The sequence below is a fragment of the Oceanobacillus picturae genome (assembly GCF_000612865.1).
GTDB classification, from domain to species: domain Bacteria; phylum Bacillota; class Bacilli; order Bacillales; family Amphibacillaceae; genus Oceanobacillus_B; species Oceanobacillus_B jordanicus.
In genome coordinates this window covers 56,947-78,350 of sequence record NZ_CCAX010000004.1, presented here as the reverse complement: position 1 = coordinate 78,350, position 21,404 = coordinate 56,947, and the positions used below count along the sequence as shown (strand labels likewise).

General features: G+C 39.5%; 23 protein-coding genes. 5 read left to right on the top strand and 18 right to left on the bottom strand.

Going from position 1 to position 21,404, the window contains the following annotated elements:
• The 15 genes from BN988_RS17190 to BN988_RS17120 form a co-directional block, all read right to left on the bottom strand.
• The gene (locus tag BN988_RS17190; RefSeq protein WP_036578429.1) at positions 1 to 744 is read right to left on the bottom strand and encodes a threonine/serine exporter family protein; all 744 of its coding nucleotides are present in this window, start codon (positions 742 to 744) and stop codon (positions 1 to 3) included.
• A 212-nt stretch (positions 745 to 956) separates the two neighbouring features.
• Complete coding sequence (gene gvpU, locus BN988_RS17185) at positions 957 to 1,364, bottom strand: gas vesicle accessory protein GvpU (protein ID WP_036578428.1); 408 nt, start codon at positions 1,362 to 1,364, stop codon at positions 957 to 959.
• Between the two features lie 32 nt (positions 1,365 to 1,396).
• A complete protein-coding gene (gene gvpT / locus BN988_RS17180; RefSeq protein WP_036578427.1) occupies positions 1,397 to 2,317 on the bottom strand; it encodes a YtxH domain-containing protein in 921 nt (306 codons plus the stop codon).
• Positions 2,304 to 2,663, bottom strand: coding sequence for a gas vesicle protein (gvpJ, locus tag BN988_RS17175; RefSeq protein ID WP_036578425.1), 360 nt, complete (start codon positions 2,661 to 2,663; stop codon positions 2,304 to 2,306). Before gvpJ (BN988_RS17175) ends, gvpT (BN988_RS17180) begins: the two co-directional genes overlap by 14 nt.
• 18 nt (positions 2,664 to 2,681) lie before the next feature.
• Positions 2,682 to 2,966, bottom strand: coding sequence for a gas vesicle protein K (locus tag BN988_RS17170; protein WP_036578424.1), 285 nt, complete (start codon positions 2,964 to 2,966; stop codon positions 2,682 to 2,684).
• The gene (locus tag BN988_RS17165; RefSeq protein WP_036578423.1) at positions 2,932 to 3,204 is read right to left on the bottom strand and encodes a gas vesicle protein; all 273 of its coding nucleotides are present in this window, start codon (positions 3,202 to 3,204) and stop codon (positions 2,932 to 2,934) included. The genes BN988_RS17170 and BN988_RS17165 overlap by 35 nt, the downstream gene beginning before the upstream one ends.
• Positions 3,188 to 4,027 (bottom strand): GvpL/GvpF family gas vesicle protein, encoded by an 840-nt coding sequence (locus tag BN988_RS17160; protein WP_036578422.1) that lies wholly within the window; start codon positions 4,025 to 4,027, stop codon positions 3,188 to 3,190. The genes BN988_RS17165 and BN988_RS17160 overlap by 17 nt, the downstream gene beginning before the upstream one ends.
• A complete protein-coding gene (locus BN988_RS17155; protein WP_036578420.1) occupies positions 4,020 to 4,283 on the bottom strand; it encodes a gas vesicle protein GvpG in 264 nt (87 codons plus the stop codon). Before BN988_RS17155 ends, BN988_RS17160 begins: the two co-directional genes overlap by 8 nt.
• On the bottom strand, positions 4,283 to 5,050 hold the full coding sequence (locus BN988_RS17150; protein WP_036578418.1) for a GvpL/GvpF family gas vesicle protein: 768 nt from the start codon (positions 5,048 to 5,050) through the stop codon (positions 4,283 to 4,285). The genes BN988_RS17155 and BN988_RS17150 overlap by 1 nt, the downstream gene beginning before the upstream one ends.
• Before the next feature lie 38 nt (positions 5,051 to 5,088).
• Positions 5,089 to 5,346, bottom strand: a complete 258-nt coding sequence (gene gvpO, locus BN988_RS17145; protein WP_036578417.1) for a gas vesicle protein GvpO — start codon at positions 5,344 to 5,346, stop codon at positions 5,089 to 5,091.
• 92 nt (positions 5,347 to 5,438) lie between these two features.
• Entirely contained in the window at positions 5,439 to 5,699 is a 261-nt protein-coding gene (gene gvpJ / locus BN988_RS17140; RefSeq protein ID WP_036578416.1) for a gas vesicle protein GvpJ, read from the bottom strand.
• 24 nt (positions 5,700 to 5,723) lie between these two features.
• A complete protein-coding gene (gene gvpQ / locus BN988_RS17135) occupies positions 5,724 to 6,209 on the bottom strand; it encodes a gas vesicle protein GvpQ (RefSeq protein ID WP_036578415.1) in 486 nt (161 codons plus the stop codon).
• Positions 6,210 to 6,221: 12 nt separating this feature from the next.
• A complete protein-coding gene (gene gvpT / locus BN988_RS17130) occupies positions 6,222 to 6,677 on the bottom strand; it encodes a YtxH domain-containing protein (RefSeq protein WP_231495270.1) in 456 nt (151 codons plus the stop codon).
• 288 nt (positions 6,678 to 6,965) lie between these two features.
• A complete protein-coding gene (locus BN988_RS17125) occupies positions 6,966 to 7,307 on the bottom strand; it encodes a general stress protein (RefSeq protein ID WP_036578411.1) in 342 nt (113 codons plus the stop codon).
• A 104-nt stretch (positions 7,308 to 7,411) separates the two neighbouring features.
• Complete coding sequence (locus BN988_RS17120; protein WP_036578409.1) at positions 7,412 to 7,816, bottom strand: hypothetical protein; 405 nt, start codon at positions 7,814 to 7,816, stop codon at positions 7,412 to 7,414.
• A gap of 260 nt (positions 7,817 to 8,076) precedes the next feature.
• On the opposite strand from BN988_RS17120, the gene BN988_RS17115 reads away from it, so the two are divergent.
• Positions 8,077 to 9,156, top strand: a complete 1,080-nt coding sequence (locus tag BN988_RS17115) for a glycosyltransferase family 4 protein (RefSeq protein ID WP_036578408.1) — start codon at positions 8,077 to 8,079, stop codon at positions 9,154 to 9,156.
• A gap of 125 nt (positions 9,157 to 9,281) precedes the next feature.
• The gene (gene gndA / locus BN988_RS17110) at positions 9,282 to 10,691 is read left to right on the top strand and encodes an NADP-dependent phosphogluconate dehydrogenase (protein WP_036578406.1); all 1,410 of its coding nucleotides are present in this window, start codon (positions 9,282 to 9,284) and stop codon (positions 10,689 to 10,691) included.
• Positions 10,692 to 10,922: 231 nt separating this feature from the next.
• On the opposite strand, the gene BN988_RS17105 is transcribed toward gndA, so the two are convergent.
• Positions 10,923 to 12,434, bottom strand: a complete 1,512-nt coding sequence (locus tag BN988_RS17105; RefSeq protein WP_036578404.1) for a glycine betaine uptake BCCT transporter — start codon at positions 12,432 to 12,434, stop codon at positions 10,923 to 10,925.
• A 495-nt stretch (positions 12,435 to 12,929) separates the two neighbouring features.
• Between BN988_RS17105 and BN988_RS17100 the strand changes: the two genes are divergently transcribed.
• From BN988_RS17100 to BN988_RS17090, 3 genes are all read left to right on the top strand, one after another.
• Complete coding sequence (locus tag BN988_RS17100) at positions 12,930 to 13,484, top strand: TetR/AcrR family transcriptional regulator (RefSeq protein ID WP_036578403.1); 555 nt, start codon at positions 12,930 to 12,932, stop codon at positions 13,482 to 13,484.
• A gap of 348 nt (positions 13,485 to 13,832) precedes the next feature.
• Positions 13,833 to 17,606: a S8 family serine peptidase gene (locus BN988_RS17095; RefSeq protein WP_036578401.1), complete on the top strand. Its 3,774-nt coding sequence runs from the start codon at positions 13,833 to 13,835 to the stop codon at positions 17,604 to 17,606.
• Between the two features lie 629 nt (positions 17,607 to 18,235).
• Positions 18,236 to 19,696: an APC family permease gene (locus BN988_RS17090; RefSeq protein WP_036578399.1), complete on the top strand. Its 1,461-nt coding sequence runs from the start codon at positions 18,236 to 18,238 to the stop codon at positions 19,694 to 19,696.
• Between the two features lie 139 nt (positions 19,697 to 19,835).
• Here the strand turns inward: BN988_RS17090 and BN988_RS17085 are convergent, their stop codons facing one another.
• On the bottom strand, positions 19,836 to 20,990 hold the full coding sequence (locus BN988_RS17085) for a CDP-glycerol glycerophosphotransferase family protein (protein WP_036578398.1): 1,155 nt from the start codon (positions 20,988 to 20,990) through the stop codon (positions 19,836 to 19,838).
• Entirely contained in the window at positions 20,983 to 21,375 is a 393-nt protein-coding gene (tagD, locus tag BN988_RS17080) for a glycerol-3-phosphate cytidylyltransferase (RefSeq protein WP_036578397.1), read from the bottom strand. Before tagD ends, BN988_RS17085 begins: the two co-directional genes overlap by 8 nt.
• Positions 21,376 to 21,404 lie beyond the last annotated feature (29 nt).

The following is a 21,404-nucleotide window of genomic DNA, read 5'->3' as shown; positions in this document are numbered from 1 at the left end:
TTAAATAAAGGCAAAGACCACAGCGACTCCCGCCCCGATAGCAAATGCTGTCAACATCGCTTCTACACCTTTTGAAACCCCTGCTACCAAGTGGCCAGCCATTAGATCTCTTACTGCATTCGTGATGTGCAGGCCAGGCACGAGTGGCATAACAGCCCCAATAATAATCTTATCCAGGTTTATTCCAATTGAAAAATGTAAACAAACTACCGCAAGAATGCCAATAACAAAGGAAGCGAAAAACTCTGCAAAGAAGCGCGTCTCAATGAGCTTTTCAAAGGCAATCATTGCGGCAAATCCAACTCCACCAGCTAAAAAAGCTGGCAGGAAATCCGGCCATTGTCCACCAAACATGATGGCAAAGCTGCCACTAACGAGAGCAGCAGCTATAATCAAAAGCCAAGATGGATACTGTTCTTTTGAAGAAGAAACGCCTTTTAATAAGAGAAGCGCTTCCCGTGGATCAAGACCTTCTGCTACAATTTGCCGAGATATACTATTTACTTCTGCTATTTTATGTAAATCTGTTGAACGCTTTGAGATACGGCGAAAGTGGGAGGCTTCCTCACTGTCCGTAGAAAAATTAATCCCAGTTGGGGTGGCATAGCTTTCTGCCTCAGTCAATTGAAAAGCAGCTGCCATTCGATTCATCGTATCTTCTACACGATAGGTTTCTGCACCACTCTCCAACATAATCTTTCCAGCGAGCATACATACATTCGAAATTACTCTCCGTTCATCCATTCGATTACCGCGCTTTCGTTTTTTGATATGATAAAAGTATAAGGGGTAGATAGCATAAAGAAAAGTATAAAAATAGAGAAGTGGCTAGAAATAAAGAAAGGGGGTAGAGGGTATAACTACAATAAAGCATCGGATTATAATCGCCTGGCTGCAGAAAAGAAGCAGAACCACTAGATATAACATGGTTCTGCTTCTTTGTGGATATTATCTGATTACTTGCTACTACTCGTATTTTTAGATTCGGTGATCTTTCCTAAGAAAAAACTGTCAACTTCACTTAATTTACCTCTCCAAAGGATATCTCCTTTTGAAGGTGTAGGCTTATTTCCCCCGAAATAGATTTGCGAGTTTTTCAGATGAATATATTCAGGCTGATCAGGGTTATCTTGGGATGCCAAGGATTCGCTCGTTTTTGCTAGCTGTTCACCGACTGTCTTGGAAATGTCATTCCCGTCTTCAAAAGACTTGCTTAATGTCTGAAAATAATCTTGTGCAGAGATTAAAGTACCTGAAACGAGTGCTCCATTTACGAGCAGGGAAATATCGAGATTAAAATCATGCTTATTGGAAGCTACCACAAAATAGGATAGTATATTATCTTTCATCAAGGATTCACTCATCATATCTCTCCTTTTTGCTCAAAATTTTATGCCTAGGAAGAGGTGTCGTCATTGCTTTCAATATTAGTCTCATCTTCGTTAGAATCAGCAGATTTCTTTTGCGCTTTTGTAGATTTTGTATTACTGGTAGATTTACCAGGTTTCTTTGTGGTCTTTTTACTTCCTGAAGCCTTTTTTCCCTTATTGGATTTCTTATTTGCATTAAGCTTAGGAGAAGATTTTTTCTCATCTTCTGTTTCTGTCTCGTTGTCTTCCTCTTCGTCGTCTTCGCTGTCATCCTGGTCTTCATTATCTTCTTGGTTTTCGCTGTCATCCTGGTCTTCATTATCTTCTTGCTCTTCACTGTCATCCTGGTCTTCATTATCTTCTTGATCTCCGCTGTCATCCTGGCCTTCATTATCTTCTTGATCTCCGCTGTCATCTTGGCTTTCATTATCTTCTTGATCTTCGCTATCATCTTGGCTTCCCTTGTCCTCGTTACGTTGAGCGTCCAAGAACTGATTCATTTTTTCTTCAAGTTTATCCAGCCTAGTTTGTAATGATTCGTTTTCCTCTTTTAATGCATCATACTCTTTATCCCGCGTGTCAGTATTCTGAAGCTCTTCTTCATCATCAGCTTCTGGTAACTCGAAGGATTCATCTTGATCTGTATCTGTATTACTATCTTCATCTTTCCTCTTCTTTAAAAGACTAGTAGTAGAGTCTTTTATGCTTTGGTAGGCATTTGTAGATTTTTCTTTTCCCGAATCCTTCAACGTACTTAATTTTTCTTTTGTAAGGGAGCCTATTTGATTCCCTTTGTTTACAAGCACTTCCTTACTTAAGTTAGTCATAAGTTTTTTCCTGTTCTGTGGTGCGGATAAATAACCAACTGTTGCTCCTACAACCCCTCCGGTTGCCGCTCGTTTGATTGCTCCACCTTTTTTGTCGCTAGTGTTTTTATCTTTGGTCATTATTTTCCCCTCCTGTTGTCTGTGCTGTAGATTTGTTTTTGGACAATTTATCCTCTAATGCATTAAGCCTTTCATGCAATTGTTTATTCTCTTGTTCTAAAGCTGTCGTTTTTTCCGTGGCTTTGGAAGACAGATATGGATCTGTTTCCCACCAATCCATTCCTATTTCTTTGGCTTTATCAACCGAAGAGACAATGAGACGAATTTTAATCGTCAACAGTTCTACATCAGCAATGCCTACGGAAATATCTCCGGCAATCACGACACCCTTATCTAATACTTTCTCCAGAACGTCAACAAGATTACTAGGTCCGTTGCCATGCTGTAATTGTTGTTCGACAGGCATATAGCAGCCTCCAATCTTTTACATAAGATTTCCTAATGGCCCAAGATCAATATTTAAATCCTCGGCATCCAGACCGAATATTTCTTTAAGCTCTTCCATCTTTTCTTCTAAATTCATAAGGGCAATGCCAAGATCTTCAATTTGCTCTTCAGTTAGGGTGCCACCTTCAACGCGTCTAATTGCGTGCCGTTCCACTACCTGTCTTAAAAGCTCTATGACGGTCATAACTAGTTGGGCAAGCCCGTCTTGGGCGCTGTCTGGGTCAAGGTTAATTCGTCCACTCTGTTTGCTGTCCTGTAGCATCGAGCAAATCCCTCCTTTGGTTGTCGAAATTATCTGAGGTAACCTCTGGATGATTATAGGACTGGACAAGTGTTTCTACAGAGGCTATCAGTACGCGTAAATCAAGATAGACTAGATCAACTCCTGCAATCGAAATAATTAAGTCACCCTTGATGGCAACCCCTTTGTCGAGGATGACATCCAAAATATCAATCAAACCTACTTCTTTATTAGCAATTGTTTCACGAGTTGTTGGCATAACTTTTAGCCTCGCTTTGTGAAAAGTCGGAGAAATGGTATGCCGGCCAAGGCCCTGTAGCTTCAATTCTCCACACTGTGTCTGCCTGCTCTTTTTCAAATCTCAAAATGATATTTATAAAGTTTTCGACTTTTTCCTTAGGCACCAAGTAGGCACTGTTCCAAACCATCTCTTCTTTAAGACCCGTCATATCCTTGTTCCAGTTTTTCTTCACGGTATAGTTTGTTGCAACGTCTTTTACTAATCGATGGAGGGTTTCTCCAAATCTGTCTTTTTCTTGGTCGAGCTGTTTACCAACAAGGGAATCAATCTTCTTTTTTTCGAAGAATTGTCTGCCTCGAGGAAGTTTTGTTATTTCTTCCTTCTGTTTTTCAATCTCAGGATCTGATTCTTTAATAGATTCACGTAGCTTTTGTTCATTACAATAGATTTTTAAGGTCCATTCCTCACTAGCATGAAGGGTTTGAAAAGAATCAGTAAGCTGTTTTTCGTTAGATCGGATAGTTTCGTAAAGGTTTGCTGTGTCCTCGTAAATTGTACAAAACTTCAATGGAATAAACGTATATTGTTGGTGAAGTGCTGTAATGGTTTCATGGTGATGAAATGCTTTATTTTGCAACCATTCCATGTCTTGGTTTAGTTTGCTTTCAATCGTTGCAGCATTATAATCATCTGCTGGTAACGCACATACAATGGCCGTTATGTCGCCAATTGGTAACGAATATATACTGCTTGTTCCGTCAAAACCTGTCAGATTAGATAAAGATTCCTTTTCCATTTCTTCTGTTGGCACAAGGCCGTATAAATAAATTAGATTACTCATTTTGATCCTCTTCCTTTTGCGTCGTAAGTGCTTCCCATTGTTCCATTTCTTTTTTCTTAGCCACTTCATAACGTAAAAGTAATTCTGTTTCTTTCGCTTTATACGTTTCTTCAGGTATTTCTTCCAATTCGTACATCATCTGCAATTGAATAAGCTTTTGCTGTATTGTCGGTAGGTCATATAGTTCCTTATCGACTTCTTCCTGTACTTTCTTGGCTATACCGATAATGGTTTTAATAGACCCTGTTACAAGCATCAGGCTTCCTCGACACTTAGACGAATATTGATGAAATTATAGGCTGGCCATGGACCAGTGTATTGAAAGTCTACTTTATCCTTCCACTGATCATGCCGTTCATTGACCAGTTCATCGAATTGCTCCTCTTTTTCGCGGTCGACTAAAAAGGAGGCATTTAATAAAATTTTCTCCCCTTGTGTCTCATTTGAAGTAGCTGCAGTTGCCTGGGATTTAAGAGGATGGTAAATGTTTTTTTGCACATCCTGTCTAAGGCTCGTGATAAAGCTTTTCGCTGCTCCGCCAAGCTTTATACGGTCATAGTACCCAGCTGCGGCTGATTTGCACTTTGTGGTCGCTGCCATTTTCCCCAGCTCAGGATCTTCCTGTACTTTCTTTTCTAGCCACTCTTTTTTTCCGATCACCTTTAAACCAACTTCAATTTTCCCCTTAATCTCTGGAAAAATTTCAGTAAACTGGCCATAAAGGTTTTCGAGTAATATTTGGACATCCTTCTCCGTTTTGAATACATTTCCAAAACTGATAGGGATGACTGTATCATTTGCTCCCATCACTCTTGAAACCATTGATTGGTGCATCATTAAATTTTCCTTGTTTGGGTGATAGATTTTCATGGGAGCTTCACAGGCAATCATTGCAGCATCTTGATATTGGACAGCGAAGGTATCCCTTGGAGCTCCATCAATTACGATGGGGCCATAATCAATTGGTTCGCTTGTTTGGACTGCACAGAAAATGTAGATTCCGGTTTGTTCTGTTTCGGTCATTTATCCTTCACTCCTTTACATACCATCGAAGGCATCGATTATTCAATCTTGCTTCGGTAGCGGATATCTAGGCGCTTAAATGAAGTTACCTCTTCTTCATCATTTAAAAAGACTTCATAAATACCTAGCATTTCATCCTTTGCGTATTTTCTCATATACTCTTTTTCTTCGATCACTTCGATCGTTACTCTCCAGCCATTCTCTTCTCCTTTTTCTACGGATGTAATTTTATGAGGGGGAGCAACGTTTGCTCTGAAAAATTCCGCTACATTATCCATTAATTCTTTAATAGCCATTGCATCCTCCAACTCCTTTAAATAAGGGGAGGACAGCAGGCACCATCCTACTGTTCTCCAAAAGTGAACATCACCATCTTTTGAACGCGTACTTATATACTGAATTGAGCATCTCGTTCATTTTGCTGTGCTGGTAAGCCTTCTTCCTCAACATCATCCCGAAGTAACCCAACAGCTTCTGCATAGCGCAACCACGTATCGACACTTGCGATGACAACTCTTGCCTCCACGGTTAAAATCTCGATACCTACTACGGAAACTCTCACATAGGCATCAATTACGATCCCTTTATCAAGAATTCGGTCAATAACCTCTGCTAAGCTTGAACTGTCTGTACTCTTTTGTACTGCCATTATTCATTCTCCTTTCGCAATCGATTATTTTGAACCTAATGTCTTTATATCCTTAGGTGACTTTATATTTGTTGCCTTCTTGATATCTGCCGTACTCTTCAGATTACTGATGCTTTTGATGTGGGAAATACCTTTTATATCATTCGGCCCTTTTAAGGTACGAGCTCGACCTTTGGTACGTTTGCCATTCCTTACTTTCTCCTGTAATGCTTCACCGGCTTCTTTGGCATCACTCAATTTGTCTCGAACAGCCAGCAGACTGTCCTGCATTGTTTCCTTCGCAGTTTCGGCTCGTGAATGGACCTTCTTATTGTTATTTTCTTTAACTTTTTTTAACTTGTTGGCAGCCGTTTCTGCTTGTGATCTTGCTTTCTCTTCTACTTTATCTTTCATAAGGTTTGTTGCTTTCTCCTGCACTTTGTCCTTTGCTTTCTCTTCGATCGCATCAGGTGTTTTTTCAAGTGCCTTCTTTGCAACCTTTTTAACTGTTTTCTTGACTACATCTGCCATTAAATTTCCCCTTTATGGTGGTGGGTTCCCAACCACCTCAAGTAAAGTATTTAACTTGTCTTCAATCCGTTGCAGATTGTTGTGGAGATTTTTATTTTCCTCTTTTAACTCCTCGTATTTTTCTTGAAAAGAATCTTGGTTGTTCTCCAACGCATCTGGATGGGTTTCCTGTCTTGGTTCGTGCAATTTTTCGGTGTACCTTTGGATGTAACCTGTTGCATTCTGGCGTAAAGCTAACATCGCCTGCTCTGTCAGCATATCCTGGGTAGTTCGTAATACCTCCCGTCCAGCAATTTTTAGCACGGAAGATTGACCAATTCGGTTCACGATTCTTTTACCATTTTCCGGACTGGCTAAGAGGCCAAGACCAGCTCCTACTATTCCTCCTGCAAGAGCATATGGGACAGATGGTTGCTGCTTTTGTTCCATCTTGTGTCTCGATACCGTTTTATTCTCCTTGTCACACACTTGCTTGCTCCTTTCTGGGGATCTAATTTATTAGCTATGAAGTTTGTTATCTATAGCCTTACGGAACACAGGCGAAACTCGGTATAAAGGCACATTTTAAATAAATACCAAATATTACATCAATTATTTCTTTGCTAGACATTTTTGAAATATAGAAAGAGGATAATATGGGGGGTACTCCGAAAAAGATGACAAAGGTTACTTTTTCGTTACACCTTTGTGTGTGGAGTTAAAAGAAGCCTACAGAAGAGTTAATCTTAACTCTCCTGTAGGCTTCTAAACTGATAATTAAATATCTATACTTTCCTGATTTGTTACGACAAGTAAGGTCTTCCCTTTATCTAATTCAACTTTTAATTGTTCAGACTTCGATTTATCAAAGCCAATCTCATTTAGTTTTGAACGTATGGTGTCCCCTTTACCTTTGAAAACATTTTTGAGTGCCGTACTAACGCCGATTACTTTTGCTCCGATTTTATTTGCATCGGTTTCTTTTCTTGCTCTGCGATCATGATCATTATCTATAGAAAGGATATAGATATCATCATCAGGTATACCATCGTTACGGAGTTTATCAACCGCTTCACTTAATTGGTCGTCGTTATGGTAAATTTTAAACTTAGGCTCCATTAAGGGTCCCTCCTTTTTGTAGAAGGTACCCTGCTTTTAAATAGGTCAAACCAGATCCAAAATGGCGTTTACTAATGGATTAATAGGAAAAAATAGAATTCTCGTTATGGCATCATCATAAATAAAGAAACGAATGCAATAATTGGCACCCCTAAAGCCAAAGCTAAACTAATCAGTGTAAATGATTGTACAATTGGCTTAGCCTCTGGTGTGACATCTACATTGCGTTGTAGAAAAATAAAGAAAACAGCGTAAGCCATAATGAAGAGAACAATGAGACCGGGAATATACAACTCTTCCACCGAGTTAACGGGCGTAAGATTTATGTAGCCGAACACGATTAATAATAGCGGGATGGTTTCGCTAAGTGCTACACCGATAAAAAATTTCTGTTGGATGCTTGCTTGTGCTGCAGGTTCTTCTTTTAGTTTTCCCACTAGTACTTTATAAAGAGTAAGTATTGGGAATGCAGCTAGAACAGCAGCTGCGACAAAATAATAGGCTACCATTTTATCCACCTCCTTTCAGCAACATGTTATAGTACGGCTTAATAGGATGAATGTTTCATTTTTTCACGGTAGAAAAGATAATGTTGCAGAGGGAGGTAATCGATAAAACAAGCGTATGACGCACTTTTTGAAGGAACTACGTGGGGTTAGTGATTGTTTCTAAAAAGAAACTTGCTTGAAGCTTACTTTTTTCGATATAATCTAGGAAAGTTCTACGGAAAAATAGAAGGGTCAGTCATCATGAATTATAGGAGAAATTTATGTTTAATTATGTCGACTTCATAATCGCATTTCTTATTGCAGCCATATCTTCCCTTGTGTTAACATATCCCGTTATAAAATTTGCTAACGTCATTGGGGCAGTGGATCTGCCAAACCACCGAAAAGTACATAAAAAAGTTACACCAAGACTTGGTGGCATTGCCATCTTCCTTGGTGCGTTTTTGGGTGCTCTTTATTTACAACCTAGCCATCCCCATCTACCGGAAATACTAATCGGTGCACTGGTTATCATTTTGACAGGCGCTTTGGATGATCGCTTTAGTATCCGGCCAGTGGTTAAGTTAACAGGCCAATTAGTTGCTGCTTCTTTTCTTGTTTCATCAGGCCTGATTATTGAAAAGCTTACCTTGCCTTTTTTTGGTACAGTCGAATTAGGCTTTGTTAGCGTGCTGATCACGGTTTTATGGGTCGTGGGGATTACCAATGCAATTAATTTAATCGACGGCCTGGACGGGCTTGCTACTGGTGTCACAACGATTGCGTTAATTAGCATTTTTATCATGGCGCTTATCGATGCCCAACTTCTTGTCGCCTATTTAAGTATCGTATTAATTGGCGCAAATCTTGGGTTTTTATTTCATAACTTTTACCCAGCAAAGATTTATATGGGAGATTCCGGGTCAAATTTTCTCGGGTATATGATTGCAGTCGTGTCGATGCTCGGGTTATTTAAAAATATCGCTTTGTTCAGCTTTATTATTCCAATTATTGTACTTGCAGTGCCAATATTCGATACCTTATTTGCGATTGTAAGAAGGGCCTATAATAAAGAAAATATTATGATGGCGGATAATAAGCATGTTCATTATCAGCTCCTTCATGCGGGGTACAGCCACCGTACCACGGTCCTCATTATCTATGGGTTCAGTGCCTTATTTGGGGCCATGGCGATTTTGTTTTCGAATGCGAATATTACGATTGCTTTCGTGATTACGCTGTTTGTTTTGGCACTTTTACATATATTTGCGGAGCTTGCCGGAATTGTGATGGGTGGGAAGCGCCCGGTTCTTGATTCAATCGGGAGATTATTTAAGAAGAAACGCAACACCGAGGGTTGAATAATTACCGAAAATAAGTACAACTTAGAAAATAGACTCTCAGAGGTTGATTAGATGACGTAATACCTTTAGGTAGTATATGCTAGAGAAAACATAGATATATTTAATAGAAAGAAGGAGTTCTAATGGCAAAACAACAAATTGGCGTTATAGGTTTGGCAGTAATGGGAAAAAACCTTGCCTTAAATATTGAAAGTAGAGGCTACTCTGTTGCTGTGTTTAATCGCTCACCAGAGAAAACAGAAGCGTTTTTAAACGAAGAGGCAAAAGGAAAGAATTTTGTCGGAAGCACAACGATTGAAGAATTTGTTCAATCACTAGAAAAACCTCGTAAGATTATGCTCATGGTGAAAGCAGGTCCTGCAACAGATGCAACCATTGAATCATTGAAACCCCACTTGGCAAAAGGGGATATCTTAATTGATGGCGGAAACACGTTATTTGAAGATACGATCCGCCGTAATAAGAGCTTGAGTGAATCCGGTATTCATTTCATTGGAACAGGCGTATCAGGTGGAGAAGAAGGTGCACTTAAAGGCCCGTCTATCATGCCAGGTGGCCAAAAAGAAGCCTATGATTTAGTCGCACCAATCTTTGAAGCTATTGCAGCAAAAGTAGATGGTGATAGCTGTACCACGTATATCGGGCCAGACGGTGCCGGCCATTATGTGAAAATGGTGCATAACGGAATTGAATATGGGGACATGCAATTAATCTCAGAAGCCTACTTCATTCTGAAACATGTACTAGGCTTGGACGCACAGGAGCTACATGAGGTATTCACCGAATGGAATAAAGGCGAGCTTGACAGTTATTTAATTGAAATAACCGCGGATATATTCACGAAAAATGATGAAGAAACAGGCAAACCAATGGTTGATGTTATCCTTGATAAAGCCGGCCAAAAAGGTACCGGAAAATGGACAAGTAAAAATGCCCTTGATTTAGGGGTGCCACTTCCATTGATCACAGAATCTGTATTTGCTCGTTACATTTCCTCATTAAAAGAAGAACGCGTCCATGCTAGCGGTGTTATTTCAGGACCAACACCTAAAGCCTATGATGGAGACAAGAAAGAGCTTATCGAAGCAATTCGCAAAGCTTTATATATGAGTAAGATTTGTTCGTACGCACAAGGTTTCGCTCAAATGCGCGCACAGTCTGAGGAAAATGGCTGGGACTTAAACTATGGCGATATTGCCATGATTTGGCGCGGAGGTTGTATCATTCGTGCACACTTCCTGCAAAAAATTAAAGATGCCTATGATCGTGATCCAGAATTGAAAAATCTTCTGCTTGATCCATACTTCAAGGAAATTGTCGAAGGCTATCAGTCAGCACTTCGTGAAGTGGTTGCTGTCGCGATTAAAAACGGAATTGCTGTTCCAACACTGTCTAGTGCTGTTGCATACTTTGACAGCTACCGTAGTGAGGATCTACCAGCAAACCTTATCCAAGCACAGCGTGACTATTTTGGTGCCCATACGTTTGAACGAAAAGATAAAGAAGGCGTATTCCACCATAGCTGGTTCTAAATCGAATATATAATGAAATAAAACCCGACAACTGCGAAAGTTTGCAGCTGTCGGGTTTTTTACATTTGAAATCTATTAAGTTTATTAATAAGGTAAAGGGACAGTGGTGAATAAGGAACCACACCAAAATAAAAAAGCCTACCATCATTCGAAATCTAATCGAAAGATAATAGGCCATTTCATTAGCTGCATACTTTTTTAACTGTTGACATGAGGGCAAGAAAGGAAATACTATTTCTGCTTTTTGTGTTCACTTACACTTTTTTCTTGATAATAGTCTTCATTTAATGCTTTGAGCAGAGACACCATCATAAACAATAAGATAAAGGCAAATGGAAACGCGGAGACAATGGAAGCTGTCTGTAATGCGCCTAGGCCACCAGAGTAAAGTAAGATAGCGGCAGTTGCTGCTTGGATGATACCCCATACCATTTTGATTCGGTTAGGTGGGTTGAGGCTTCCATTTGTCGTCTGCATACCCAAAACAAAGGTTGCTGAGTCAGCTGACGTAATAAAGAAGGTAGTGATTAACAGAATTGCCACTACGGTTAACACCGATGCAAATGGGAAAGACTCAAATAATGCAAATAATGTTTCCTCTTGTGCTAATTCCGTTAACCCGTTTGTTACACCATTGAGTTCTTGAAAGAGAGCGGAACCCCCGAAGACTACAAACCATAATGCACAAACAATACTTGGAATAAAGAGAACACCAATGACGAATTCACGAATGGTCCTTCCTTTGGAGATTCGAGCGATAAAGGTGCCCACAAATGGGGACCAGGCAATAAACCAAGCCCAATAGAAAACAGTCCAGTCTTGAATCCAACCATTAAGATCCTCGTCAAAGGAACCTGTTTGGAAGCTGAGCGCGGGTAAAGACTCCATATAGGAACCAATTGTTGAAATAAATGTGTTAAGAATAAATCCTGTTGGACCAATAATTAAAGTTAGTAGAAGCAATAATGCTGCTAGAATTAAGTTCGTATTACTCAAATATTTAATCCCTTTACTAATACCCGTCCAAGCAGAAAACATGAACAACACGGTAACAATGATAATAATGATAATCTGAGTATTAAAGTTATTTTCAATACCAGAAACAAAGGACAAACCACCACTAATTTGTGATGCGCCCAACCCAAGTGAGGTGGCAACACCAAAAATAGTTGCGAATACGGCGATAATATCTATGGTTTTGCCAATCCAACCCTTTGTTCTTGCGCCTAGTAATGGTTGGAAGGTTGCACTAATAAGCCCTGGCGCACCTCTTTTAAATTTAAAATAAGCGATAGATAATGCGATGACAGTGTAGATAGCCCATGTGTGTAATCCCCAGTGAAACACAGAATAACGAAGTGCATTCTTAGCTGCTTCGACACTTTCTGGGTCTGCCTCAGGTGGGGAAGCATAGTGCGTTAAAGGTTCGGCAGCCCCCCAAAAGATGATACCGATTCCCATTCCTGCACCAAACAACATGGCAAACCAGGTGATTTTATTATATTCAGGTTTATCACCCTTTTTACCTAAACGCATCTTACCAAAGCGACTAAAAATAAGGTAGATGGAAAAAATTAAGAATATAGAGACCGAAACAATATAGAACCACCCAAAATTTGAAGTCAAAAAGCTTTGTGCTTGCGAGGTGATATTTTCCAAGTTCTTCGGAGCAAAAACCCCCCATAATACAAAAATTGCTGATATAAATAATGATATCCAAAAGACTTTACCGATCTTAGCCATAAATACTTCATTCTCCTTCCAAATAATAGGCCTATACGATTACTCTACCAATAAAAATGTATTTGGTAGCTTCATAAAAGTTCACTACACATTATAGTATATTTAATAAAATAGATAGAACGACCCTTCTATTTTTAACATAAACGTAGATGGGAAATCAACCTCTGTAATTAAATTAACTAGCTCATTTAACGTGAAAATCCAAGAAGTTCACGATTGCACAAACGGAGAAAAGGTTGCATTTAACAGCTGTGTTATGAGCAAAGGTATCTATTTTACCTATGCTAAAAAGGTTTGACTGTAAGAGGAGGATCTTGTTAATCTATAAGCTAATGGTTGGTCTACTTTTTCCCGCTTTAACTGATAATAAGGCTCTAAGTGGGGGGATCTTCTGCAAGTAAAAAAGTATAATTCATTCAACTAACATTAGGTGGGCAAGGTAGTAAAATTACTCACCAAGTGAAGGTTTACTTTATTTAAGGAGAAATTAATTTTATGAGTCGATCTACTAAAAGAGAAATATTACTTAACGTAGCTGAACGCTTATTCTATGAACATGGTTTTCGTGGCGTAGGATTAAAGCAAATTATTAGTGAAGCAAACATTGCAACCATGACGCTATATAATCATTTTCCTTCAAAAGATAACTTGGTTGAGGAAGTATTGAGACAGCGAGAAGAGCGATATTGGTCCTATTTAGATTCAAATGTAAAGAAAGATTCTATTTCTCCTTTCGTACTCGCAGTTGAGGCACATGGCCGTTGGTTAAAGGAACAATCCTATAAAGGTGATATGTTTTTAAGAGCTATTGAAGATTATGCTGGGGCAGATAATGAAATTGAAAACATAGCAAGAGGCCATAAAGCGAAATTACTTCAGTACTTTCAACAATTGGCTCAAAGCAAAGGAAAAGACAATAAAGAGGATTTAGCCAACCAAATTACGTTACTGCTCGAGGGGACGACATCTATGACTACATTGATTGGAGCAGAAAAAGCAACAGAGTATTCCATTGCGATGGCGCGGATTCTTGTTCAACAATCATCTTAAAATAAAATTAGCGATTGTAGGAACCTATTTATATTAATTTAACGTCAGGTGAAATACGAAATAGATAAGTATCTGCTATTTCCGATTTTATCTAGTAGTGCTTTAGATGGAGCAACCCTGTGCGTTCTATTAAATAGATGGACTTCCTTTTTTAATACATAATGAACAGTTAACGAGGAGGAATTGTAGTTAAATTTAAAATAAACAGACTTCTTACCCAGGACTATTGGCGCTATTACAATAGTCTTGTTTTCTGTATGATATTAATATCTGAATATTATGTCACGAAACATTCAGAGAAGGAGGAACTTTATATTTAGTAGATTACTATTTTAGAGGGGGAGAGAAATGCGTAGGAAAATTGCCATTATATTTTTAGCAGTATTAATGGTCTTTAGTAATTTCGCGATGGTAAGTGCAGCGGAAAAAACACTGCCACAGAATGCGAATAAAAAGGACAAGGCCAAAACAACAGAAATGAAGGAAACAGAGGACCCTGATAAGCAAGTTCGGGTTATAGTAGAAATGGATGACGAAGCGCCAATTGAAAAGGCTACTAAAAAAGGTATTATGTTTAATACAATGGGCGAATCTGAGAAACAGAAATTAACGAAAGCTGCCAAATCAAAACAAAAGGCAGTAAAAGAAGAGATGAAGAAAAAGAAAGTAGAAGCAAAATACTTACAAGAATTTACTACGGTCGTCAATGGTTTTAGTGCGGAAGTAAAGCAGGGCGATCTCGAGCTTATTAGAGAACTTCCTGATGTTAAAACGGTTTCTATCGTGACAGAGTATGAACAACCAAAGGTACAACCGGAAATGAAGTACAGTAAAGAACTCGTAGAAGCACAAAAGGCTTGGCGAGATTATGGTTATAAAGGGGAAGGTATGGTAGTCGGTATTATTGATACTGGCATTGACTATACGCACCAGGATATGGTTCTTTCCGAAGATGTTGAGGGTGGACTGTCAGAAGAATTTGTTCAGGACACAATCAGTAACGAAGGGCTTCCAGGAAAATACTATACAGAAAAAGTGCCATATGGCTATAACTACATGGATGAAAATGATGAAGTGCGTGAAATCCATAGTGGGGCAAGCTATCACGGAATGCACGTAGGCGGAACAGTTGCTGCGAATGGCGACGAGGATAACGGTGGTATTCTAGGGATTGCTCCTGAAGCACAATTGCTTGCATTAAAAGTATTCGGCAATGATCCGGAGCTACAAACAACCTATGGTGATATTTACATTAAAGCGATTGATGATTCTATCAAGCTTGGTGCCGATGTATTAAATATGAGTCTTGGATCACCATCCGGTTATGTTGATGCGGATTCTCCTGAGCAACGCGCCGTATCCCGTGCAGTAGACAATGGAATTCTAATGTCCATTTCTGCTGGTAACTCCGCATTGTTTGCAGATGGTTTCTTTTATCCATATGCATCCAATCCTGATTATGGGGTAAGTGGTTCTCCAGGGGTGGCAAATGATTCCACACAAGTAGCCTCTTATGAGAACACGTTTATGGAAGTAGACGCATTACAATATAGCATTGATGAAGAAGCAGGTACAGCAGCATTTCTATCTGCAGGGGATACTTTCCCTTCGACAGACGGAGAAGCATATGAAGTCGTAGAAGCTGGGCTAGGGCTTCCCGAGGACTTTGAAGGAAAAGATGTTGAAGGTAAATATGTCTTGATTCAGCGTGGAGAGATTGCCTTCACAGAAAAAGGACTTAACGCTCAAAATGCAGGAGCAGCAGGGGTAATTGTTTACAACAACACAGATGGAATTGTAAATATGGCCTCAGATCCTTCTATTACAATTCCGTATCTATTTATGCTGAAGAGTGATGGAGACAGATTAGCAGAAGCGGTTCAAAATGGACAAGCTGTGACCGTTTCATTTGATGGAGAAATGACAAAAATGGATAATCCAGATGCTGGGAAAATGAGTGCATTTTCTTCATGGGGATTAACACCAAACCTTGATTTCAAACCAGAAATCACAGCACCAGGTGGTCAAATTCTTTCTACATTAAATGACAATCAATATGGATTGATGAGTGGAACCTCCATGGCAGCACCACATGTTTCAGGCGGAAGTGCGCTTGTACTTCAGCGTGTAGATGAGGAATTTGGTTATGGAAATGCAAACCGCGTTAACCAAGCGAAAAACCTAATGCTAAATACTTCCAAACCAGTTGATTTTGATGGTGCGCCTGTATCACCACGACGTCAAGGTGCAGGATTGATGCAAATCCATGCTGCATTATCAACGCCAGTTGTGGTAACAGAGTCAGCTTCGAATGAAGCGAAAGTAGCGTTAAAAGAAATTAATAGTAATGAAGTAACATTCGAATTAACCGCAGAAAACTATTCAGATGAAGCAGTAACCTATGATGTCTCTGCAAATGCACAGACAGATACACCAGTTGATGGTGGTGGCGTCCTTGTCACTGCACCAAATATGTTTGGTGGAAATGATCTTGGCGACATTGCTACAGTAAACGGCGAAGCCTTATCAACCGTAGAGGTGCCAGCTAATGGCCAAGTAAGCCTTGAAGTAAGCGTTGATCTTAGTGAAGTCGATGCTTCACTAGCAGAAATTTTCACAAACGGGTATTGGGTAGAAGGGTTTGTTACCTTTACAGATCCTACTGACACAAATCCAGAATTAACCGTTCCTTATGTTGGATTCAAAGGTTCTTGGGATGATGCGCCAATCTTTGATACACCATTATGGGATGCAATGACGTTCTATGGCATGACAGGAGTTGTTACGAATACCGGGGACGATAGCTATGGATTCCTTGGTGAAAACCTAGAAACCGGTGAAACAGACCCAGAAAAGATTGCCTTCTCACCAAATGGTGATGGCGTCCAGGATGACGCATTGCTCATCTTGTCCTTCTTGAGAAATGCGAAGGAAGCAAAATTTAATGTTCTTGATGAAGACAAAAAAGTCGTACGTACGATACGCTTAGAATCAGATCTTCGTAAAAACTATTATGACGGTGGAGCAGCACCTGAATATTCCTTGTCTGGTGAACGTACATGGGACGGAAAGATCAACAACAAGCTAGCTGAAGATGGACAGTACTATTTACAAGCAGCAGCAGTGATTGATTATGAAGATGCTGAATGGCAAACATTGGAGCTGCCAGTCCTTCTTGATACAACGGCTCCAGAAGTCGATGCGACCATTGATGAGAATGGTGAAGTATTAACTGTTGCTGTAGATGATGGAGAAGGAAGCGGGTTAGCTACATGGGATGTATTGGTTGACGGTGAATCTGTACTGGAAACACCTTATACAGAAAGTGTAACAGAGCATGAGTTAACAGACTTTGATGAAGACAGCACTGTAACTGTAGTAGCGACAGACTATGCAGGAAATGAGCAAGAAGAAGAAGCAGTAGTCGAAGAACCTGCAGATACAACTGTACCGGATTTACACTTACTAACACCGGAGTTATTAGAGGCATATGATTCAAGAGACGTAGTCTTTTCCGGATATGTAACAGATGCATCTGGTGTAAAAGAAGTAACAGTTGATGGGAAAAAAGCAGAGCTTGTTTATAACGAAGAGGAAGATCGTTATGACTTCTCTTTAACCCTTTCACACAAAAAGGATGACTTCTACTTCCGTCATATTAAGGCAGTAGACAACGCAGGAAATGAAACGGAAATCGGCAGAAGGTATTTTGTTGATACAGCAGAAGCAACATTAAAAGTAAAAGCACCTAAGAAAACAAAAGAAGATAGCGTAACAGTTTCAGCAACCATCAAAGATAACTTTGATGATATTAATTTCTATGTGAATGGCAATCACGTATTTAGCCACGACCTCTCAACGCCATACGGCAAAAAGAGCTTTAAAGAGAAAATCGAAGACATTGAACTCAATCTAGAGGATGGAGAGAATGTATTTGAATTTAAAGTAGTAGATCTTGCCGGGCATGAGACAGTGGAAGAAGTTGTGATAACAAAGCAAGTGAAAAAGAATCCAGGAAAAGACAAAGATGAAGATAAAGACGAAGATAAGTATGATTTAGTAGGATATATCTTTGAACGAGTATTCTCCTTTATCGGCAAACTTTGGAATCTTTTCGGATAAGTAATGATGAAAACCAGCATTCCGTATAATAGGATGCTGGTTTTTTATTTGGGGATAGTAGGGCTAGCGAGAGAATTGAGCGGATCGGTTGAGTGGGGGAGTTTAATCGACTAAATCGGGGAGTCCATCAATCAAATCGGAGGATCAATCAATCAAGAAGCGCATTCAATCGATCAAATCAGAGGATCAATCGATTAAGAAGTGCATTCAATCGATCGAGTCGAAGGATCAATCAACCTAGCAGCGAATTCAATCGATCAAGACGGAGGATCAATCAAGAAGCGCATTCAATCGATCAAATCAGAGGATCAATCAACCAGAAAGCACAATCAATCGACCAAGAAGCACAACCAATCAACCAAATCGCCCACTCAATCAACTTGTCCTCCTTCTATTCACCACTTAATTCTGCAATTAGGGAGGCGAATATTTTAAATTCAGGCAAATATAAATAAAATTGCTTGTTATTTACCTTGGGGAAGATTCAAAATTAATATGCCCTTAAATGTTATTTGATACTGTCTCATGCTTACTTATGCGGAAATAGCTTAGAAATTATATGTTTGGTATAATTTTTTAGATGGTAGACGAAACTTGTAACTGCCAAAATATATTTAAGGAGACCAATTATGGATGAAAGAACGACACTGAAAAAATCATTAAAGGCACATTGGGTATGGGCAATCGCCCTTGGCTCATCAATTGGGTGGGGGGCATTCGTACAGCCTACAACTTGGATGACCACTGCTGGTCCAATGGGAGTCATCCTCGGCTTTGGAATTGGTGCTATTTTAATGATGTTGATCGCTGTAAGCTACGGTTTTCTGATTAAAAGTTTTCCAGTATCTGGTGGGGAGTTCGCTTATGCTTTTATTAGTCTTGGTAGAACCCACGCATTCATCAGCGGCTGGTTTCTAACGCTCGGTTACATATGTATTGTAGCTTTAAATGCTTCGGCGTTTGCGTTAATGTTTAAATTTGTTTTTCCTGCACTTATAGAAAATCTTCATTTATACCAAATTGCAGGCTGGGATGTTTACGGAATGGAAATTATTATTGCATCTGTTGCATTAGGTGCGTTTGGTTATTTTAACGTCCGTGGTAGCGGTATATCTGGTCGGATGCAGTTTGTCTTTTGTACGATTATGATTCTTAGTATTGTAGCCATAACGTTTATGGTTGGAGGGCAACCAGGAGCGGGATTGTCCAATGTTCAGCCGTTTTTCCCATCTGATACGACGGCATTTGCGGCAATTATTTCGATTGTAGCGATAGCGCCGTGGGCATATGTTGGGTTTGACAATGTCCCACAGGCTGCAGAGGAATTTCATTTTTCCTCCAAAAAAGCCTTCTCCTTAATCATCTTAGCCATTTTCTTTGCAGCAGTGCTGTATAGTTTAATGATCATTGCTACGGCTATGATTCGTCCATGGCAAGAACTTGTCTCGGAATCCCATGTTTGGGGAACGGGTGCCGCTATTGAAGAACTATTAGGGACGATGGGACTTGTCCTGCTGGTAACTGCTTTGACAATGGGTGTGTTTACTGGGCTTAACGGTTTCATCATCTCTTCAAGTAGATTACTGTTCGCTATGTCTCGTGCGAAAATATTACCTGAGGCATTCTCTAAGCTTCATCCGAAACATAAAACACCATATGTCGGGATCATTTTTACAGTAATTGTGGCAATGCTTGCTCCATGGTTTGGCCGTGAAGCACTGCTTTGGGTCGTGGACATGTCTTCGATTGGCGTAACCATTGCGTATTTCTATACTTGTTATACTGCGTTCTCCTTGTTTAAAACAAAGAAAGACGCTACCTTTAACGAGAAAAAACATACTGTTTCACCGTTGAAAAAGGTAATCGCTGCTATTGGAATGTTATCAAGCCTCGTATTTCTCGGTTTGCTACTAATCCCAGGGTCACCAGCTTTTCTTGGAATTGAGTCTAGAATTGCGCTAGGTGCCTGGATTGTACTGGGTCTAATCTTCTACCTTGTAAAACGGAAAGAGTTTAATGCAATACCAGAAGAAGAACTTAACTATCTCATTACCGGTTCAAAAGAAATTGAAGCGAAGAATCGGGTATAATAAAAACCTGGTGATATGTGGGATATCACCAGGTTTTTTTACGTGTTAAATAAGTGATAGGTAGCAATTACGCCATAGTTAAAATGTTGATGTTTTAAGTATAAAAAAACATACCTATTCACTAAAAGACGATCGAATGCTAGTGTTTCGGATAAAATAAGTCTACTAAATTCTTACTGGACTCCCCCTTGGAATAATGATTCCACTCCTCAGCAAACTTTTCAATTTTTGATACTGGATAATCGTACTGTTTGATACATGAAATCAGTTCTGCAGTGTTCTCGACAATTGGACCGGGCACAAGGGAGGTGTAATCCTCCCAGAAACCTCTTTCCTCTGCATATTCCCCTAAATCGTACGCAAAGAACACTATTGGCCTTTTCAGTAAAGCATACTCAAATATTACGGAAGAATAGTCTGTTATTAAAATATCTGTGACACATAGCATATGATTGATCGTAGTATTGGTGATTTCAAAGGCAAAACCTTCGTATTGCTGGTCGATTTTCCATTGAACGGTAGGGTGAGTTTGAATGAAAAGAATATATTCCTGCGAAAAAGCATTATATAAAGCCGTTAGATCTATTTTCAAGTGTTTTCCCGAGGGACCGTTTCGGTATGTTGGGGCGTATAAAAGAACTTTTTTATTCTGCATAGCAGGGTATTTGGCAATTATGTTTTCAACTGCCTCTCTCTGTGCATGTTGATCAAAGAAAAAGTCTGTCCTCGGAATACCAGTACGTAACAGATGACGCTTGTCCAATCCAAAGGCGGAGCAAAATATCGACCCCATTTTTTCAGATCCTACTACCACGAAATCCATTCTTTTATATACCTTCACAAAGCGTCGATACGTGCGCTGGGATCGATCCTTAATTGCTTGATCTTTTAACCCAAACCGTTTAATCGCTCCGGCTGCATGCCATAGTTGAATACAGTAAACGTTTTTACGGAAAGCAGAAGCGGCAAGAATACCATAGTAGTTATCTACAAATACAATTCGAGAAGTAGCTAAATGGTAAATAGCTCGGAACCAGTTAAAGGGGTGTTTTGCCTTAAACGGTATCACTTTTTTACAAGGATAGCCGTGCAAGCTTTCCGTACACCGTGCCGTTTGTAATATAACGCACTTTTGCTCAGGACTGTTTCCCAGTTGCTGAAGTGTAAACCAGACATTTTGCCCAAACGAAGCAATAAAGGTCGTTTTATTTTTCTGTAGCGGAAACAGTTTAAAGAGTGTAAAGAAAAAGCGGAAAACATGAAGGTACACATAAATGAGGAATTCTCTACCCATTTTTGTTTAAGTCCTTCTTAATTTGCGTTGTTGAAATCCCGGTAGTTCTTGGGAGGTATATAACTTCACAATGTTCCTTTAAATAATCAAACTCCCCTTCCCAGTCATTTCCCATTACAAACGTATCAATAGAGTAAGATGCTATATCCGTTATTTTTTGTCCCCATGTATTTTCTGGTATTACTTTATCAACATCTTGTAGTGCTTCTAAGATGTCTTTTCGCTGTTCGAACGTATAGTAGGCTGTTTTCCCTTTCATCGTGTTGAATTCATCCGTAGAGAGCCCGACAATTAAATAATCTCCTAACTGTCTTGCTCTATTTAGCAAACGTATATGGCCAGGGTGTAAAATATCAAATGTTCCATATGTGATGACTCTTTTCATTTTTAGAACCTCCATTATTAAGTATCGCT

What these genes read in the sequence shown, in the direction of transcription:
- BN988_RS17150 (WP_036578418.1), bottom strand. Translation starts at nt 5,050, where the DNA reads ATGACCGAAACAGAACAAACCGGAATCTACATTTTCTGTGCAGTCCAA.
- gvpU (WP_036578428.1), bottom strand. Translation starts at nt 1,364, where the DNA reads ATGAGTGAATCCTTGATGAAAGATAATATACTATCCTATTTTGTGGTA.
- BN988_RS17100 (WP_036578403.1), top strand. Translation starts at nt 12,930, where the DNA reads ATGAGTCGATCTACTAAAAGAGAAATATTACTTAACGTAGCTGAACGC.
- BN988_RS17160 (WP_036578422.1), bottom strand. Translation starts at nt 4,027, where the DNA reads ATGAGTAATCTAATTTATTTATACGGCCTTGTGCCAACAGAAGAAATG.
- BN988_RS17170 (WP_036578424.1), bottom strand. Translation starts at nt 2,966, where the DNA reads ATGCTACAGGACAGCAAACAGAGTGGACGAATTAACCTTGACCCAGAC.
- gvpQ (WP_036578415.1), bottom strand. Translation starts at nt 6,209, where the DNA reads ATGGCAGATGTAGTCAAGAAAACAGTTAAAAAGGTTGCAAAGAAGGCA.
- BN988_RS17190 (WP_036578429.1), bottom strand. Translation starts at nt 744, where the DNA reads ATGGATGAACGGAGAGTAATTTCGAATGTATGTATGCTCGCTGGAAAG.
- gvpO (WP_036578417.1), bottom strand. Translation starts at nt 5,346, where the DNA reads ATGGCTATTAAAGAATTAATGGATAATGTAGCGGAATTTTTCAGAGCA.
- BN988_RS17165 (WP_036578423.1), bottom strand. Translation starts at nt 3,204, where the DNA reads ATGCCAACAACTCGTGAAACAATTGCTAATAAAGAAGTAGGTTTGATT.
- BN988_RS17115 (WP_036578408.1), top strand. Translation starts at nt 8,077, where the DNA reads ATGTTTAATTATGTCGACTTCATAATCGCATTTCTTATTGCAGCCATA.
- tagD (WP_036578397.1), bottom strand. Translation starts at nt 21,375, where the DNA reads ATGAAAAGAGTCATCACATATGGAACATTTGATATTTTACACCCTGGC.
- BN988_RS17095 (WP_036578401.1), top strand. Translation starts at nt 13,833, where the DNA reads ATGCGTAGGAAAATTGCCATTATATTTTTAGCAGTATTAATGGTCTTT.
- BN988_RS17105 (WP_036578404.1), bottom strand. Translation starts at nt 12,434, where the DNA reads ATGGCTAAGATCGGTAAAGTCTTTTGGATATCATTATTTATATCAGCA.
- BN988_RS17120 (WP_036578409.1), bottom strand. Translation starts at nt 7,816, where the DNA reads ATGGTAGCCTATTATTTTGTCGCAGCTGCTGTTCTAGCTGCATTCCCA.
- BN988_RS17155 (WP_036578420.1), bottom strand. Translation starts at nt 4,283, where the DNA reads ATGCTTGTAACAGGGTCTATTAAAACCATTATCGGTATAGCCAAGAAA.
- BN988_RS17085 (WP_036578398.1), bottom strand. Translation starts at nt 20,990, where the DNA reads ATGGGTAGAGAATTCCTCATTTATGTGTACCTTCATGTTTTCCGCTTT.
- gvpJ (WP_036578425.1), bottom strand. Translation starts at nt 2,663, where the DNA reads ATGCCTGTCGAACAACAATTACAGCATGGCAACGGACCTAGTAATCTT.
- gvpT (WP_036578427.1), bottom strand. Translation starts at nt 2,317, where the DNA reads ATGACCAAAGATAAAAACACTAGCGACAAAAAAGGTGGAGCAATCAAA.
- BN988_RS17090 (WP_036578399.1), top strand. Translation starts at nt 18,236, where the DNA reads ATGGATGAAAGAACGACACTGAAAAAATCATTAAAGGCACATTGGGTA.
- BN988_RS17125 (WP_036578411.1), bottom strand. Translation starts at nt 7,307, where the DNA reads ATGGAGCCTAAGTTTAAAATTTACCATAACGACGACCAATTAAGTGAA.
- gndA (WP_036578406.1), top strand. Translation starts at nt 9,282, where the DNA reads ATGGCAAAACAACAAATTGGCGTTATAGGTTTGGCAGTAATGGGAAAA.
- gvpJ (WP_036578416.1), bottom strand. Translation starts at nt 5,699, where the DNA reads ATGGCAGTACAAAAGAGTACAGACAGTTCAAGCTTAGCAGAGGTTATT.